This is a genomic window from Riemerella anatipestifer, assembly GCF_009932355.1.
Classification (GTDB): Bacteria; Bacteroidota; Bacteroidia; order Flavobacteriales; family Weeksellaceae; genus Riemerella; species Riemerella anatipestifer_E.
In genome coordinates this window covers 98,545-114,721 of the sequence record NZ_LEKU01000014.1, presented here as the reverse complement: position 1 = coordinate 114,721, position 16,177 = coordinate 98,545, and the positions used below count along the sequence as shown (strand labels likewise).

Genomic DNA, 16,177 nt, shown 5'->3' with positions numbered 1-16,177 from the left:
TTTCCACAAAAATAATGAAAAAAAGTTGCTATATAATAATCATATTTAAATTTATTACATCTAATTATTTAGAATTACTATAAATAATAAAATAATAAATTGTACAATATTAAATTTCAAAACATGACCAATATCATGTTTTTGTATTTTTTAAATATACTTAAACTGTTGATTTTAAATAAATTAAAAATAAATTAGAATTGATATATTTATCTAGTTTGAGATATTATTCATATGTTTTATTGAGGGGTAATTTTAGTTTTTAAGTCTTATTATCAGTATTTTATACTAAGCTATTTAATGTGATATAGAACTCTATTCGATATTAAATTATTATTTCTTAATTTTTGTTTTATTATATTTTCAAAAATTACACTATATTTTTATTTTAAGTTAAAAAAAATTGTTTTACAGTATATGTTATACACTTGTTTGATTTTTTTATTAGCAAAAAAACATTAATATTGTAAAGCGTTTAAAACATTTGTATTTTATGAAAAAATCTATTTTAGAAATAGGAAATTTGCTACCAATAGCAGCAGGTTTTCTGTTACTTCCGAACTTTGTTTTTGCACAGAATGCAGAACAAGTAAAGAAAATTAAAGAGTCATCTAATCTCAAGCAACTAAATTTGTTGCAGAAAGGGTTTAGTAAGGCTACTCTTAGTGTTAAAGAGCTACAGGCTAAAGCAAAAGACCTTAAAATTCCATTTATGGGTGAAGCCAATGGTAAACTTTACCAACTTCAAGGCTTTGATAAAAAGGGGAGAGCTCTTTACTATATTACATATAACACGGGAGCTGCCGAAGGTACAGGTACTAGTAAACTTCATCCTAGTGCTGGAGTTTTCAACCTAGAAGGTAGTGGAATGAAGGTGCACGAATGGGACGGAGGAAAAGTGAGAGCTACCCATCAAGAGTTTGGAGGAAGAGTAACTCAGAAAGATGTCCCATTAAGTAATAGCGATCATGCTACCCATGTAGCGGGAACTATGGTAGCATCAGGAGTAGATGCTCTGGTGAAAGGAATGGCTCCCAAGGCTACATTAGATGCTTATGATTGGAATAATGATGAGAATGAAATGGTGGCTGCTGCTGCTGCTGGAGCAATTTTATCCAATCATTCTTATGGTTATTTGGGAGGATTCGAGTGGGGAAATTGGTCAGGAACTCAAGGCTGGCACTGGTTTGGAAGCGATGAGGACACTGAATATAAAGGCTATGGACAGTATACAGCTCCTGATAGAGATTGGGATTTAATTGCTCTTAATGCACCTTACTATTTACCTGTGAAAGCAGCAGGAAATCCTAGAGGAGATGGTCCTGCACCAGGAGAGACACATTATGTGAGAGACTCTGCAGGGCAATGGATGGCTTCAACGAAAGTAAGACAAAGAAATGGAGGTGATAATGGGTTTGATTGTATTATTTTCGGAAGCACAGGTAAAAATATTCTTACTGTAGGCGCTGCAAATAAAATAGTGGGAGGATATAAGACACCTCAAGATGTAAGAATGGCTAGTTTTAGTGCATTTGGACCTGTAGACGATGGAAGAATTAAGCCTGATATTTCTGGCGTTGGTGTTGACCTTAAATCTAGTGTATCTACAGGAGATACTGCTTATGGAACAATGAGCGGAACCTCTATGGCTTCTCCTAATGTTACAGGCTCTTTATTATTGTTACAAGAGCATTATTTCAAGAAGTTTAATGCTCATATGAAGTCAGCTACTTTAAAAGCATTGGCTATTGCTACAGCTAACGAAGCAGGTGAAGCTCCAGGACCAGACTATGCTTCTGGGTGGGGATTGTTAAACGCATTTGATGCAGCTAAGACTATTTCGCTAAGGAATCAATATTCTTTAATAGAGGAAAAAACTTTGCAAAATGGAGCAACAGAAGAATTGCAAGTAGTAGCTTCTGGAACAGAACCTCTAAAAGTAACTATTGCGTGGACAGATCCAGTTCCTGAAACTCTTCCTAGTATGGATAATCTTAACAATCGTACCAAAATGCTGGTAAACGATTTAGATATTAGAGTAATAAAAGATGGAGTAGAGGAACTGCCTTGGAGACTAAATCCTGACAATCCTGCATCTCCAGCTATTAAAGCTGACAATGACGTAGATAATGTGGAGCAAGTTGTAATAGATAACCCTGTGCCTGGTGCAACTTATACCATAAAGGTAACTCACAAAGGAACTCTAAAAAAGAATAATGTAACTACAGATGCTACAGGAACAGCAGTAACATTAGTTAATGCTGATAGTCAGGATTACGCTATGGTAGTTACTGGTATCAATAGTGGTGTAGCAAAAGACTTAGCAGTAACAGCTGTTAATGTAAAAGTATCTCCAGTAGAATATTCTTCTACTACACCTGTAGAGTTTAAAATAACCAACAAAGGTAACTCAGCTTCTACAGAGGCTAAAGTGATTTATAAGTTAATCAATAAAGATAATGGTCAAGAAGTTACTCAAGGTGAGATTACAGTTCCTACTTTAAACTCAGGAGAAACGGTAGCTTTAGTACAAAATATAGACTTATCTAAATCCTTTGTTAATTATACAATTACTTCGGAAGTAGTCTATACAGGTGATGAGGTAGAGCTTAATAATAAAGCCAGTGTAGAAGCATATGGTGTTGTAGCAGACTTAACCCCAGACTTATCATCTCATGAGTTTGGTTATGAAGATGATTTTGCTAAAAATGGTTGGACATCTGAAGATAAAGATGCTGATGGAAGAACATGGCGAAAATATGATGATGCAACTCTAGCTTATGAAGGTAGCTCTTTTGCATTAAATTTCCCAGGAAACAAAACTAATGTAAATGATTGGCTATTCTCTAACCCTCTAAAACTTAAAAAGAATACTCTTTATAGAGTGATATTCTATGCTCGTAAATTCCAAACTCCTATTGAAAATATTAGTATCTTCTTAGGTTCTGCAGCTAATAGCTCTTCAATGACTAAAGAAGTGGCTCCTAAGGTGGAAGCTCTTACGGCTTACAATAGATACTCTTATGAGTTTAGTGTAGATACTGACCAAATAGCTTATATCGGATTTAATCATAAAACAGAAGGTAGTGCTTTATCTTATGCCTTTGCTATAGATAAAACAAGGTTTGAGTATGCAGAAGATAAACCTAATATTGATTTTAAAGCAAGTAAATTAAACCCTAATTCTTTTGAAACGGTTAGTTTAACTAACAGTACGGTTACAGCTTCCACATTACCTATAAGTTCTTGGGAATGGTCTTTCAATCCTAGTACAGTAAGTTTTGTAGAGAATACTTCTGCTAGTTCTAAAGAACCTAAAGTAGTATTCAACCAAGAGGGAGTTTATGCAGTTACCCTTAAAGCTACTAATGCGAAAGGAGAAAATTCTCTAAGTAAGAGTGCTTACGTTACAGTCAAAAATACAGCTACGGTAGCAGACTTTACAGTAAATAATCAGAATATATACTCTGGTGAAGCGGTAATATTTACTAATACTTCTACAGGTAACCCTAAACCAACAGAGTACAAATGGACTATCACTCCGTCTGATGGAGTAGAGTATGTAGGAGGAACTAAAGATACTTCTGAAAACCCTAATGTTAAGTTTTCTAAAATAGGTAAATACAAAGTAGGGCTTACTGCTACATCTGCACACAGTACTAACACTAAAGAAAAAGATAATTATATCACAGTAACAGGCATCTACAATAGCGTAGAAAACCTAACACATAGCTTTGATGAGAATACAAAAAATCTAGCTCTTAAATGGGATAGACCAGAAATGAATCCTGTATATTCCGAAGGCTTTGAAAGTGCTGGAAACTTACCTGCAGGAATGACCGTGATTGATGGTAATACAGATAATCAAACATGGACTATTTCATCGGCTACATTGTTTAAAAATTCTGGAGGCTATGGTATTAGATCTTATTCTTGGTTCTCTGGAGCAATAGATGCTGATGACTATTTAGTAACACCTAAGTTAAGAAAAGGAGCAGAAGTATTGAAGTATGCTGTAAAATTCCCTTGGCCAGAAAGATATGATGTTTATGTTGTTGAAGCTCCAGCTTCAGGACAAGCACCTACTGTAGATGAGATAAAAGCAGGGTATAAAGTTTATACATTTGATGCAACAGGAAATGCTCCGACATTCGTTACTAAAACTTTTAACATTAAGCAATATACAAATAAAGAGTTCTTTGTAGCATTCCACCATAGAACTAAAAAAGCTGATGATGCTTTCTATATTGCATTAGATGATGTAGAAGTAGGTTACGATAACTCTCCAGCAGGAAAATCTAGTGCTAGCATTACAGATAAAGCATTGGCAACTTCTTCTGAGTTAGACTATAAGAAAGTTCTTTTAGCAGGACAGAAATTAGTTTCAAACGATGTACTTAAGGAAGGCGATAGCAAAGTAAATAATATTTCTAATCCTAAAATAACATTCGGAATAACTACATTACCTTACCTAGTAGGCTATGAGGTTGTTAAAGATGGTGTAAGTGTAAGCAATATTAATGATTACAGCACTCGTCTATACAACGAAACTATGACTACAAATGGTTCATATACTTACGATGTGTACGCGGTATATTCTGATGGAGTTAAATCTGATAAACAAACTGTTGTAGTTAATATTACTACGCTTTCTACATCAGATGTTAACGCAAATGGAGGATTAAAAGTATATCCTAATCCGTCTAATGGCAACTTTGTAGTAGAAGCAGCTCCTACTGTATCTTCTCTAAAAGCTGGAGTTTACGATATGTCTGGAAAACAGATTTTATCTAACAGCTACAACGGAAACAAGTTTGAGCTTAATTTAACTCAACAGCCTAAAGGTGTTTATATCCTAAATCTAGTAGATGATAAAGGAGTAAAACACAATGTAAAACTGATGGTTAAATAAAAATTGATATTCATTTCAAAATCAATTTTAATAAATAGAGAAAGTCGGCTTTTAGTCGGCTTTCTTTTTGTTTTATTTTTAAAATAAAATTACCTTTGTGGTTATGAATTTTCCAAGTAAGGTTTTAGAAAAAGCCGTAGAAGAAATATCAGGTCTCCCAGGGATAGGTAGAAAATCGGCTCTTAGGCTAGCACTTCATTTGCTTAGACAACCGAGTTCGCAAGGAATAGCTCTAGGCGATGCTATACAAAATCTAGTTACGGAGATAAAATACTGTAAAGAATGTCATAACTTTTCGGACACAGATATTTGCGAAATTTGTTCAGATGACAGTAGACACGCTGAGCTCTTATGCGTTGTGGAAGATGTGAGAGATGTAATGGCGATAGAAAATACAGGGAAATTCAAAGGGAAATATTTGGTTCTAGGAGGTAAAATATCGCCTATGGAAGGTATTGGACCTCAACAACTAAATATAGAAACTTTAGAAAGCAAACTAGAAACAGGAGAGATAGAGGAGGTAATTTTTGCACTGTCTGCCACTATGGAAGGCGATACCACCGTATATTATTTATATAAAAAGTTTAAGCATTTTCAGGTTAAATTCTCCAATATTGCGAGAGGTATTTCTGTTGGAGATGAGCTAGAGTACGCTGATGAAGTTTCTTTAGGGAGGTCTATTTTAAACCGAATACCTTATAAAGGTCATTAAGTTTTTATGAAAAAAAAACTAAGCATTATCATCGTTAATTATAATGTAACCGATTTATTGTTGGCTTGTGTTCAATCCATAGAAAAGTATGCAGCTAAAGTAGATTACGAGATTATAGTTATAGATAACTGCTCTACAGACAACTCTTGGCAAAAACTTAAACACACCTTTCCGAAGGTTACTTTTATAGCATTAGAAGAGAATTTAGGTTTCTCCAAAGCGAATAATATTGCCGCTACAAAAGCTCAAGGCGAATATATTTTATTACTAAATCCAGATACCGAGTTAGAAAGTGATGGGCTAGATGGTTTGCTAGAATTTGCTGATGGTTGTAATAATTTGGGTTGCATCGGTGTAAAAATGCATAATTTGGCGGGGGATTTTCTTCCTGAGAGTAAGCGTTCTGTTCCGAATATCATCAATTCTTTTGAAAAACTATTTCTATTTACCTCTCGGAAAAACAACCGTAAAACCTATTATAGAAACGATATTAACGAAAACGAAATTGCTTGTGTAGAAGTGATTACAGGAGCTTTTCTTTTAATGAAAAGAGAACTATATCTGGATATAGGAGGCTTAGACGAAAGATATTTTATGTACGGCGAAGATATAGATTTGTGCTATACTCTTATCTGTAAAGGCTTTCAAAACTACTATTATGGGGCTTATTCTATACTTCATCACAAGGGACAAAGCACCGTGAAAGATTTAAAATATTTGTCAAGATTTTATGGAGCGATGTTTTTATTTTTAGAAAAATACTATAAGTCCAAAAATAGATTCAAATATCTATTTTTATTACAAGGTTTAAAACTAAAATACTTTATAGAACGCCTAAAACTAAAAAAAGCGAAAGAAATGTAATCTCTTTCGCTTTTTTCTATTATTTAAGACCAAAAATATTAGTTTCCTGTATTGCTTGGAGCTACTGGTGTAGCTGTATTGTTTAAATCTACTTTTTGGTTTGGTGCTTGTGGGGCATTAGGTAACTCTGTTTTCTTAGGAGCTACAGGAGCCACATTTATTGTAGGTTTTGCAGTTAATACCACACTTAAAACAATCAGCAACACTACTGTAATTCCTAATGTCCAAGTTGCTTTTTCCATAAAATCATTAGTTCTTTGAACTCCAAAAGAAGCTGAAGACGCTCCCCCGAATGTTCCTGAAAGACCTCCACCTTTAGGGTTTTGTGCCATAACTACCATTACCAACAACACGCACACAATTACTATAAGAACCATAAATAGTGTAAAAACTGTACCCATAACTAAAAAGATAATTTTTTAAGTCCGCAAATATAAGAAGAATAATTTTATATTAAGAATAAAATCATCAAAACTTATATAAAAAAGAGGCAACTCCAAATAGAATTGCCTCTTAATGTTCAAAAAGTTATGATTTTATCAACTATTTAAAATCTGTTTCTTGAGCTTTATTAAATTCGTAAGATTTTACTTCAAAAGTAATATCCATACCACTCATATTCTGGTTGATTTTGAACGGCATTTTAACTCCTGAAACTTCTTTGTAATCAGAGAAAGTAGAAGGGATAGTCATTTCTTTGTCACCCATTTTTTCTACTTTAGTTTCACCTAATTTCAATCCAGATTTTACGCTGTAAAAATAAGTGGTTTTACCTGATTTAATAGCATAAGCATCTTCATTATTTACCTTTTCAATGCCTTTTAGTTCATAGTTACCATTATTAGCAAACGCTAATTCTTTGAATACTTCAGTAGATTTTTGCATCTCTTGTTTAGCCTGTTCTGGCATAGGAATTTTGTTTCCTTGAGCCATAATATAGCCTTCTTTACCATCAAATACAACTTTTTGCATAGAGTTGCCCATCATTTTCATATCCATCATCATTTTACCACCTTTTGCTTGTACTAAAGTCATTTCCAAAGGCATTCCCTGAACGGTAGCCGTAGCATTCATTGTAACAGAATTGATTTTACTAACCGCCTCTTTTCCACCTATGGCTTTAATGTAGTTTTGAGCAACGCTTTCTACATTTACATTAGCATCTACTTTTTTAACTTCAGGTTTTTTGCTAGGATTTGCATAGGCATCGTAATATTTTACTGGATAACCTAATTTTTCTAAATTATCCGCAATATCTGTTGCTTTACCAGCGATGAAAATTCTCGCTTGATTAGGCAAAATATTTTCATTAACCACCTTTTTAATATCAGCAGCTGTTACCTTTTCTATAGACTTTAAATAATTAGTATAGAAATCAGCAGGTAGATTTTGAAGTTTTTGGTTTAAAGCAAATCTAGCAATAGTTTCAGGTTTTTCTAAAGACATTATGAAACTACCTTTCAGTTTTGCCTTAGCGTTTTGTAACTCTTCTGGTTTTACAGTAGAGATGGCATTAAGCTCATTGATGAATTCTTTTACAGCCTTATCTGTAACCTCATTTCTTACACTTGCTTCTGCACTAAAGTTAGGCGAGTATTTACTCGTAGATAGGTTAGAATATGCCCCGTAAGTAAATGCATTTTTCTCTCTAAGGTTCATAAACAATCTGCCTTCGCCACCGCCACCAAGTATATAATTCGCCATAACTCCAGCAAAATATTGTGGGTCTTTCATTTGTAAAGTAGAAACATTACCTACTTTAATGATAGATTGTACAGCATTAGGAACATCTACTACATTCACTTCGGTAGTGGTTAGATTTTTCGCAGGTGCAGGAGTTGGGATTTTAACATTAGATTTTTTCCAATTTTTAAATTGGCTTTCTATCTGTTTCTTTACTTCATCATATTTTACATCTCCTACAATTACAAGATAAGCATTGTTAGGGGTGTAATATTTTTGATAGAATTCTTGCACATCTTTTAGTTGAATTTTATTGATGCTTTCCGCTGTTTTAAACTCTCCTAAAGCGGTATTTTTACCATAAATAAGTGCATCAGACACTCGGTTAGCGATAGCTTCTGCACTCTTTTCGTCTGCTTTAAGTCCTTCTAAAGCCCTTTCTTTAGACTTTTGAACTTCTTCACTAGAGAATTTTGGATTGATGATAGCATCTGCCATAAGGCTTACTACTTCTGGGTAATATTTAGATAGTGTATTGGCAAATGCTCCAGAAGCACCAAAATTTAATCTAGCTCCTAAGAAGTCTACTTTTTTATTAAATTCTTCTTTGCTAAGGGAAGTAGTGCCATTACCTAATTGACTTGCCATAATGTTAGAAACCCCAGCAATATCGCCCTCGTATATAGGAGGTGTGTCTATGGTAAGAGTAACATTAACCCTAGGGAGTTTATGATTTTCTACCACCATTACGGTAAGTCCGTTTTTAAGGGTGAAAGTTTTAGGCTGTGCCACATTTACCGTAGGAGTAGGTCCTGGTTTTGGCATTGCATTAAGGTCTATATTTTGAGCAGATAACATTCCTGAAACTAGAAATGCCGCTGCAATGTATTTGATATTTTTCATTGTTGATTAGAATTATTTTTTTTGAGGTAAATAATTGATGTTGATTCTTTGATTTGGATTAAGGTATTTAATCGCTGCTTGTTTTAAATCTTCACGGGTGATAGAACGGTAGATATCTATCTCTTTATTGATAAGATTAGTATCTCCTTTCAAAACATAACTATCTGCTAGAGAATGAGCGATACCTTCCACAGTAGAATTAGAATTTACAAACTGATTTTCAAACTGGTTTTGAAGTTTCTGATAATCTTCTTCCGAAATTAGTGTAGTTTGTAGTTTTTTGATTTCAGCATCTATATCCTTTTCTAGTGTAGCCTTAGTAGTAGCTCCCATAGGTATTGCAAAGAATGCGAAGATGCTATAATCTTCCATACCGATATTAGCAGCTTGTACCTGCAAAGCCTTTTTCTCTTGATCTACCAACTTCTTGTATAAAACAGAAGATTTGCCACTACTTAAATAACTGCCCAACATTTCTAAAACATAAGCATCTTTTTCTTTATTAGAAGGCGTTCTATAAGTAAATACATACGCTGGAATTTGGATATTATTATCATAAACCGTTACCTCCTCTTGTTTTGTAATAGGCGTTTCTTTGGGGAAGTTTCTAGTAATTTCTGCACCTCTAGGAATAGTAGAGTAGTATTCGTTAATCCATTTTTTAGTTTGTTCAGGATTGATGTCTCCAGCCACAACTAAAGTAGCATTGTTGGGTACATAATACTTTTTAAAGAAATTTTGAAACTCCTCTAATTTTGCTGCATTTAAGTCTTCCATAGAGCCAATGGTAGTCCCTTTGTAAGGATGATTTTTAAAAGCAGAAGTTAAAATACTATTAAATAGATTTCCGTAAGGTTGGTTATCCATTCTTAGCCTTTTTTCTTCTTTCACAACCTCTCTTTGAGTATCCACGCCTACTTGATTAATGATGGGGTGTCTCATTCTTTCAGCCTCCATCCAAAGTCCTAATTGAGTATTATTAGACGGGAAAGTTTCGTAGTAGTAAGTTCTATCTCCAGTGGTGTTAGCATTGTTATTACCACCGTTAGAAGAAACTACTTTAAACCATTCGCCTCTTTTAATATTTGGAGTTCCTTCAAATAAAAGGTGTTCAAAAAAGTGAGCAAAGCCTGTTCTGCCTTCCATCTCGTCTTTAGCACCTACGTGGTACATTACAGCAGTAGTAACTACCGGAGCAGAATTGTCTTGATGGAGAATCACATGAAGTCCGTTAGGGAGATCGTACTCCTCAAATTTGATTTGTTGTGCATTTAGCAGAACTCCCGCGAAAGTAGCCACTGCCAAAGAGAAAAACTTTTTTTTCATTACGATATTAAATTTATTTTTTGTTTTAAATTTCTTAAACCATTAGTAGGGTTTTCTAATGATTTGTTACAAAGTTAGAATGTTTTAATTGAACTTTCTTATAAGAAAATGTTAAAGTTTCAATCTGTAAAAGATAGATAAATGAAAAGTCATTTTTGTTTTTTTTCAAAAACTCAACAGATTCTTATAGAATTGTTGGAGGAGAGAATACTGAGAAATTTAATAATAAACAAAAATTAAACCGTCATATTTTAACGGTTTTGTTTTTGATTTTTGTTGTATAAAATTAAAGATATGGAAATACAACTTCACTTCGATGTTCTAGAAACAATTGAGAAAATTCATTTAAAATCGAAAGATGTTCAATTGAAAAAATCATTAAAGGAAAAACAGCCAAGTTTTGATTTAGTTGTGAAATTCTGTTCCGAAGAGAAATGGAGTATAGAAAATGGATTTGTTAGGAAGATTGGTTTTTAAAGAATTAATATGTAAATTCAAGGGAAATTAAAAAAAGATAATGTGATTTCGGAAACATGAGAAGTAAAATCTATACATCATTGTTTTGTTTACGAATATGATGAGTTTCAAAATTGGATAAAGCGAACTATTTTTGCCAAAAAAAAATCATGGGAGATTTATTACAAAATATAAATACTGTTCTTAAAAAACACAATGATAATATTTATAAAAACGGAGAAAATTTCAATATATACTCTCTTTTAGGTTTAGAAAGACAAGAAAATAACACTCATTCCAAAATTATTGCGGAACTACTTTCCCCTGATGGAAGTCACGGACAAGGAGATTTGTTTTTACAACTTTTTCTTTCAGAAATCTACGGAGAATGCTATTTGACAAAGGATTTTATTAGAGTAACTCGTGAGTGTTATTGCGGTCAAATTGATAAAAATAGCGAAAATGGAGGCAGGATAGATATTTTGATTGAAAATGGCAATAAACAATGGATGATTGAAAATAAAATAGATGCTGTTGAACAGTATAAACAATTGGAAAGGTATCATAATAAATTTCCAAATGGAGAACTTTTATTTCTGACGATGACAGGGTATCAATCTAGCTATCATAAGGAGCTTTCAGAGAAAAAAATAAGCTATAAATGTATTAGCTACCAAAATACAATCTGTAACTGGTTGGAAAAATGCACTGCAGAATTAGAAAAAAACTCTAATAAATTGTATTTGAAAACAGCCATACAACAGTATCATAATTTGATAAAAAACATGAATAATAAAGGTATTAATCAAGAAAAACAAATGGAAATAGTTGATGAAATTAAAGCCAATATAGAAGCCTCTTTTGAAATAAAAACGCTATTCAATAGAGCCGTGGAAGAAATTTTGCAAGATCTTTCTGATGAGATTTCAGATTTTTTAGGTTTAAAAGAAATCAATTCTACCAATTGGAATAAATATTTTACAAAAGATAATTGGGGAAATTTAGCCATAGGATTTGAACATGAAGGTTACAGCGTGTTTTTAGGAATTTGTACTATTGATAATTCGAAAGAATTGAATCCTATTATTCATGATAAACTAAAATCTTTCCAACAAGAAATCAATGACGAACTTGGAACCGTATCTTGGAGATGCTGGAAGTATTTTATTGAAACTAATGACGAAGAAAATTATGTAAAAAGATTTATTTCAAACTCCGAAAAGAAAAAATATTTAATTGAAAATTTAAAAACTTTTGCAGACTATTTAGATAAAATTTGTATTTAAAATTACAGTTGAAGCCACTCTTTCAGCGTTTTTCTTCTTTTTAGAAGATATGAAACAGCGTTGCTAAAAGTAGGAAGAGACTCTAGGCTAAAAGGATGAATGATGTTTTCTTTAAAATCTATAATTCCAAATTTCCCAGATTTGTTTTTCACACCAAAAAAATGTAGTCCAAGAAATTGCCCAGTAGTATAATTGGGTGAGATAATCCATTCTCCTTTTATGTCAATAAAACCAAAATCAACACCATTTTCAGACACACAGCAATAATTGAGGCTGAATTTGTTGACTTTAGCAAAGGGTTTCCCTATTACTTTCTGATTTTGAATGTTCATCAAAAACCAAGATTCGTTTCTCTTTACCCAAACAAAACTAGAAAAAGCAATTTTAATATCATCGTAAATTGGAGGTATTATTTTTGTGAAATCTTTAGAAAGAATCCCTTTCTTTTTACAAGTGGAAAAAATTAAAAAGTCTAACAAATAATCATTTGGGTATAACTCAACTTCAAGTTTCATTTTTGTTTTTTTTACAAATTTCTTGAAGTATTCAGACAAAATAAGGCGATTAAAAAAAAGTTTTCTCAGACTTATTTTGTCTGTTTAATCCTTTATCTTTACAATATAAAAATTCACAATGGCAAAAACAGAACAAATGCTTCGTTTGAAGTATATAGAAGAGCTACTAAGGCGGAGAAAAGAAAAAGGTGCGTCTTTTCAAGAAATTGAAAATTACTTAAAAGAAAAATTTGAAGAAAAAGACATTTTAGATCAACTCAAATTCACAGAGCGTACTTTTCTCAGAGATAAAAAGGCAATTTTAGAAATCTCAGGTATTGAAATTTCTTATTCCCGTGCAAACAATGCCTATTACATTAGTAATGAGGAATTGGAACTATATGAAGAAAATATCTTTGATAATTTACTTTTAGTTGAGGCTTACAGAGAAGTCAAAGGCAGGGAAAATATTATGCTTTTCGAAAAAAGGAAAGCAAGAGGATTACAGCATCTTCACGGACTCATTCACGCTATCGTCAATAAAAAAGTCATCTGTTTTACTTACCAAAAATTTTGGACAGACGAAAAGTTTGAAAGAATTGTAGAACCTTATGCTTTGAAGGAATTTGAACATCGCTGGTATTTGTTAGCAAAAGATCATCAGTCAAAAGGTGACAAAACATTATTTATGAAGACTTTTGGACTAGACAGAATCTCTGATTTGAACGTTAAAAATAAAACCTTTAAAAGAGAAACTTATGAACCCCAAAAAGCCTTTGAAAATTCTTTTGGCATTATTGCTACAAATGGAGAAGAACCACAAGAAATTGTTCTTTCATTCGATTGGCATCAGGGAAACTATATTAAGGCTTTGCCTTTGCATCCATCACAGAAAATCGTTTCCGAAACGAATGATGAGTTGGTGATTTCAGTATTTGTCGTTCCAACTTACGATTTTGAACGAGAAATTTTATCTTATGGGGATAGAGTCCGAATTGTTGAACCAAAGTCTTTTAAAGCAAAAATCAAATCAGAAGTCAAAGGTATGCTGAAGAATTTAAGTTAATTTTATCATCAATAAAAGTTAATGTTTTGTATAACAAATTTTCTAACTAAAGAACATCATCAGTATTTTTTTTAATCGTTTATAGATTGTAAATTTGTGGGATTTTTGGAGAGACAATATTAAAAAAGCACTTCTATGGTAGATTATTTGAAGGGATTGAATGAAGCTCAGTACGAAGCAGTTACTACAATACAAGGTCCACTAATGGTATTAGCAGGAGCTGGTTCTGGTAAAACGCGTGTACTTACGATGCGTATTGCACACTTAATTACCAATGGAGTAGATCCTTTTAATATACTTGCACTTACCTTTACCAACAAAGCCGCTAGGGAAATGAAGGAGAGGATTGCCAAAGTAGTTGGAGAAAGCGATGCTAAAAGCCTATGGATGGGGACTTTCCACTCAGTTTTTGCAAGAATATTAAGGAGCGAGGCTCATTACTTAGGATTTCCTTCCAACTTTACCATTTACGACTCTCAAGATGCTCTTAATGTACTTAAGAAGGTCATCAAAGACCTTAATATAGACTCTGATTTATACAAACCTAAAAAAGTACAAGCCAGAATCTCTCAATACAAAAACAATCTCATCACCGTAAGGGCTTACTATAACAATCCTGAACTTATGGAAAACGATGCCCGAGCAAATATGAAGCTCATTGGGCAAATTTATCAGAAATATGTGGAAGTTTGTTTTAAAAACGGAGCGATGGATTTTGACGACTTGCTTTTGAGAACCAACGAACTTCTCACGCGTTTCCCCGAAGTTCTTGCAAAATATCAAGACAGATTTAGATACATTTTAGTAGATGAGTATCAGGATACCAACCATTCTCAATATCTTATTGTAAAGGCGTTAGCCTCCAAATTTGAAAATATTTGTGTCGTGGGAGATGATGCCCAATCTATCTACTCTTTTAGGGGAGCTAATATTTATAACATTCTGAACTTTAAAAAAGATTATCCAGATGCCGTAACGGTTTCGCTAGAGCAAAACTACCGTTCTACACAGAATATTGTAAACGCTGCTAATGTGGTGATTGCTAAAAACCAGCAACAGTTCAAAAAGAATGTATTTAGTGCCAATGAAGAAGGCGAAAAACTTAAAGTTTACCGTTCACTTTCAGATGCCGACGAAGCCAACTTTGTTGCCGCAAACATTTGGGAGCTGCACAACTCTCAACAAAGAAAGTTCAATGAGTTTGCTATTTTATATAGAACAAACTCTCAAACTAGAGCTTTTGAAGATGCTTTAAGACGAAAAAATATTCCATACCGTGTCTATGGCGGATTGTCTTTTTATCAAAGAAAAGAGGTTAAAGATTTACTAGCCTACCTAAGACTTTTGGTAAACGAAAACGATGCCGAGGCACTCACAAGAATCATCAACTATCCCGTGAGAGGTATAGGCGAAACCACACAAAACAAACTTATTGTTTACGCAGATGGGCAAGGGTTGTCTTTGGCTCAAGTTCTGTCAGATTTGCCATTTCACGCACCTAGATTAGGGCTTAATAATTCGGCTCTCAATAAGCTAAATGATTTTTGGCAAATGATAAAAGCATTCCAAGTGATGCTTAAAACCGAAAATGCTTACACCGTTTCAATGGAGGTAGCTAAAAGAAGTGGGCTTATCAAAAACCTAAAAGACGACCAAACTCCAGAAGGAATTTCTAGGTTAGAAAACATACAGGAATTGATGAACTCAATGCAAGGTTTCATTGAGGAACAGCAACAACTTGAAGAAGGCGATGCTAGTCTTTCTAACTTTTTAGAAAACATTGCCCTTTCGGCAGACACTCAAGACAAGCCAGACGGCAGTGAGGATATGGTTTCTCTGATGACAATACACCTTTCCAAAGGTCTAGAATTTCCTGTGGTACATCTTGTAGGATTAGAAGAGAATTTGTTCCCGAGTTTTATGAGCAGTAGCTCCCGAGAAGAATTGGAGGAGGAGCGAAGGCTCTTCTATGTAGCTTTAACTCGTGCTGAAAAACAAGCCTATCTTTCCTATGCGGTTTCTCGTTTCCAATGGGGAAAAATTACAGACTCGGAGCCGAGCAGATTTCTTAGCGAAATAGATGCTCAATATTTAGACTTCCTTAATGCAAGTATGGAAAGGCGTTTTGTAAATCATTCAGGGATTAAATCTAATATTTTTGATGATACACCATCAGCTCCAATCGCTTTTAAAAAGAAAGAACCTAAGAAAACCATCAATCGTGCAGAAACGAGTTTTCAGCCTAAAGAACCTAAAAAGCTAAAACCGTTAGCATCAGCTAAAATTAACAATCCTGCTGGTGGAACAACGCAAGACATACAAGTAGGCGATAGAGTAAGACACGATAGGTTTGGTATGGGAGAGGTTATTTTTATTGATGGTACCGATGCTACCAACATCAAAGCAAAAGTTCATTTTGAACACGAAGGCGAAAAAAACTTGATTTTAAAGTTTGCTAGACTAGAGAAGCTCTAA

Annotated in this window: 11 protein-coding genes; 7 read left to right on the top strand and 4 right to left on the bottom strand. The window is 33.6% G+C overall.

Annotated elements, in window-relative coordinates:
* The first annotated feature begins 493 nt into the window (after positions 1-493).
* The 3 genes from GXW81_RS05775 to GXW81_RS05765 all read left to right on the top strand — a co-directional run bounded on the left by GXW81_RS05775 (position 494) and on the right by GXW81_RS05765 (position 6,488).
* Positions 494-4,912 carry a S8 family serine peptidase gene (locus GXW81_RS05775; protein ID WP_161531572.1) on the top strand — a complete coding sequence of 1,473 codons (4,419 nt, stop codon included), beginning with the start codon at positions 494-496 and terminating at the stop codon, positions 4,910-4,912.
* A 103-nt stretch (positions 4,913-5,015) separates the two neighbouring features.
* Positions 5,016-5,624, top strand: coding sequence for a recombination mediator RecR (recR, locus tag GXW81_RS05770; RefSeq protein WP_161531571.1), 609 nt, complete (start codon positions 5,016-5,018; stop codon positions 5,622-5,624).
* Between the two features lie 6 nt (positions 5,625-5,630).
* Positions 5,631-6,488 carry a glycosyltransferase family 2 protein gene (locus tag GXW81_RS05765; protein WP_161531570.1) on the top strand — a complete coding sequence of 286 codons (858 nt, stop codon included), beginning with the start codon at positions 5,631-5,633 and terminating at the stop codon, positions 6,486-6,488.
* Between the two features lie 38 nt (positions 6,489-6,526).
* Here GXW81_RS05765 and secG read toward each other — a convergent pair whose 3' ends face one another.
* The 3 genes from secG to GXW81_RS05750 all read right to left on the bottom strand — a co-directional run bounded on the left by secG (position 6,527) and on the right by GXW81_RS05750 (position 10,400).
* A complete protein-coding gene (gene secG / locus GXW81_RS05760; protein ID WP_161531569.1) occupies positions 6,527-6,889 on the bottom strand; it encodes a preprotein translocase subunit SecG in 363 nt (120 codons plus the stop codon).
* 142 nt (positions 6,890-7,031) lie between these two features.
* Positions 7,032-9,074: a pitrilysin family protein gene (locus GXW81_RS05755; RefSeq protein ID WP_161531568.1), complete on the bottom strand. Its 2,043-nt coding sequence runs from the start codon at positions 9,072-9,074 to the stop codon at positions 7,032-7,034.
* 12 nt (positions 9,075-9,086) lie between these two features.
* Positions 9,087-10,400, bottom strand: a complete 1,314-nt coding sequence (locus tag GXW81_RS05750; protein ID WP_161531567.1) for a pitrilysin family protein — start codon at positions 10,398-10,400, stop codon at positions 9,087-9,089.
* Positions 10,401-10,694: 294 nt separating this feature from the next.
* Here GXW81_RS05750 and GXW81_RS05745 point away from each other — a divergent pair, with 294 nt between their 5' ends.
* Together GXW81_RS05745 and GXW81_RS05740 are read left to right on the top strand one after the other, a co-directional pair.
* Positions 10,695-10,877 carry a hypothetical protein gene (locus GXW81_RS05745; RefSeq protein ID WP_161531566.1) on the top strand — a complete coding sequence of 61 codons (183 nt, stop codon included), beginning with the start codon at positions 10,695-10,697 and terminating at the stop codon, positions 10,875-10,877.
* Between the two features lie 149 nt (positions 10,878-11,026).
* On the top strand, positions 11,027-12,142 hold the full coding sequence (locus GXW81_RS05740; protein ID WP_161531565.1) for a PD-(D/E)XK nuclease family protein: 1,116 nt from the start codon (positions 11,027-11,029) through the stop codon (positions 12,140-12,142).
* A gap of 2 nt (positions 12,143-12,144) precedes the next feature.
* On the opposite strand, the gene GXW81_RS05735 is transcribed toward GXW81_RS05740, so the two are convergent.
* Entirely contained in the window at positions 12,145-12,657 is a 513-nt protein-coding gene (locus GXW81_RS05735) for a WG repeat-containing protein (protein ID WP_161531564.1), read from the bottom strand.
* A 118-nt stretch (positions 12,658-12,775) separates the two neighbouring features.
* Here GXW81_RS05735 and GXW81_RS05730 point away from each other — a divergent pair, with 118 nt between their 5' ends.
* Both GXW81_RS05730 and GXW81_RS05725 read left to right on the top strand, forming a co-directional pair.
* Positions 12,776-13,702 carry a YafY family protein gene (locus tag GXW81_RS05730; RefSeq protein WP_161531563.1) on the top strand — a complete coding sequence of 309 codons (927 nt, stop codon included), beginning with the start codon at positions 12,776-12,778 and terminating at the stop codon, positions 13,700-13,702.
* Positions 13,703-13,837: 135 nt separating this feature from the next.
* Complete coding sequence (locus GXW81_RS05725) at positions 13,838-16,177, top strand: ATP-dependent helicase (protein WP_161531562.1); 2,340 nt, start codon at positions 13,838-13,840, stop codon at positions 16,175-16,177.

What these genes read in the sequence shown, in the direction of transcription:
- secG (WP_161531569.1), bottom strand. Translation starts at nt 6,889, where the DNA reads ATGGGTACAGTTTTTACACTATTTATGGTTCTTATAGTAATTGTGTGC.
- GXW81_RS05730 (WP_161531563.1), top strand. Translation starts at nt 12,776, where the DNA reads ATGGCAAAAACAGAACAAATGCTTCGTTTGAAGTATATAGAAGAGCTA.
- GXW81_RS05745 (WP_161531566.1), top strand. Translation starts at nt 10,695, where the DNA reads ATGGAAATACAACTTCACTTCGATGTTCTAGAAACAATTGAGAAAATT.
- GXW81_RS05765 (WP_161531570.1), top strand. Translation starts at nt 5,631, where the DNA reads ATGAAAAAAAAACTAAGCATTATCATCGTTAATTATAATGTAACCGAT.
- GXW81_RS05725 (WP_161531562.1), top strand. Translation starts at nt 13,838, where the DNA reads ATGGTAGATTATTTGAAGGGATTGAATGAAGCTCAGTACGAAGCAGTT.
- GXW81_RS05735 (WP_161531564.1), bottom strand. Translation starts at nt 12,657, where the DNA reads ATGAAACTTGAAGTTGAGTTATACCCAAATGATTATTTGTTAGACTTT.
- GXW81_RS05775 (WP_161531572.1), top strand. Translation starts at nt 494, where the DNA reads ATGAAAAAATCTATTTTAGAAATAGGAAATTTGCTACCAATAGCAGCA.
- GXW81_RS05750 (WP_161531567.1), bottom strand. Translation starts at nt 10,400, where the DNA reads ATGAAAAAAAAGTTTTTCTCTTTGGCAGTGGCTACTTTCGCGGGAGTT.
- recR (WP_161531571.1), top strand. Translation starts at nt 5,016, where the DNA reads ATGAATTTTCCAAGTAAGGTTTTAGAAAAAGCCGTAGAAGAAATATCA.
- GXW81_RS05740 (WP_161531565.1), top strand. Translation starts at nt 11,027, where the DNA reads ATGGGAGATTTATTACAAAATATAAATACTGTTCTTAAAAAACACAAT.
- GXW81_RS05755 (WP_161531568.1), bottom strand. Translation starts at nt 9,074, where the DNA reads ATGAAAAATATCAAATACATTGCAGCGGCATTTCTAGTTTCAGGAATG.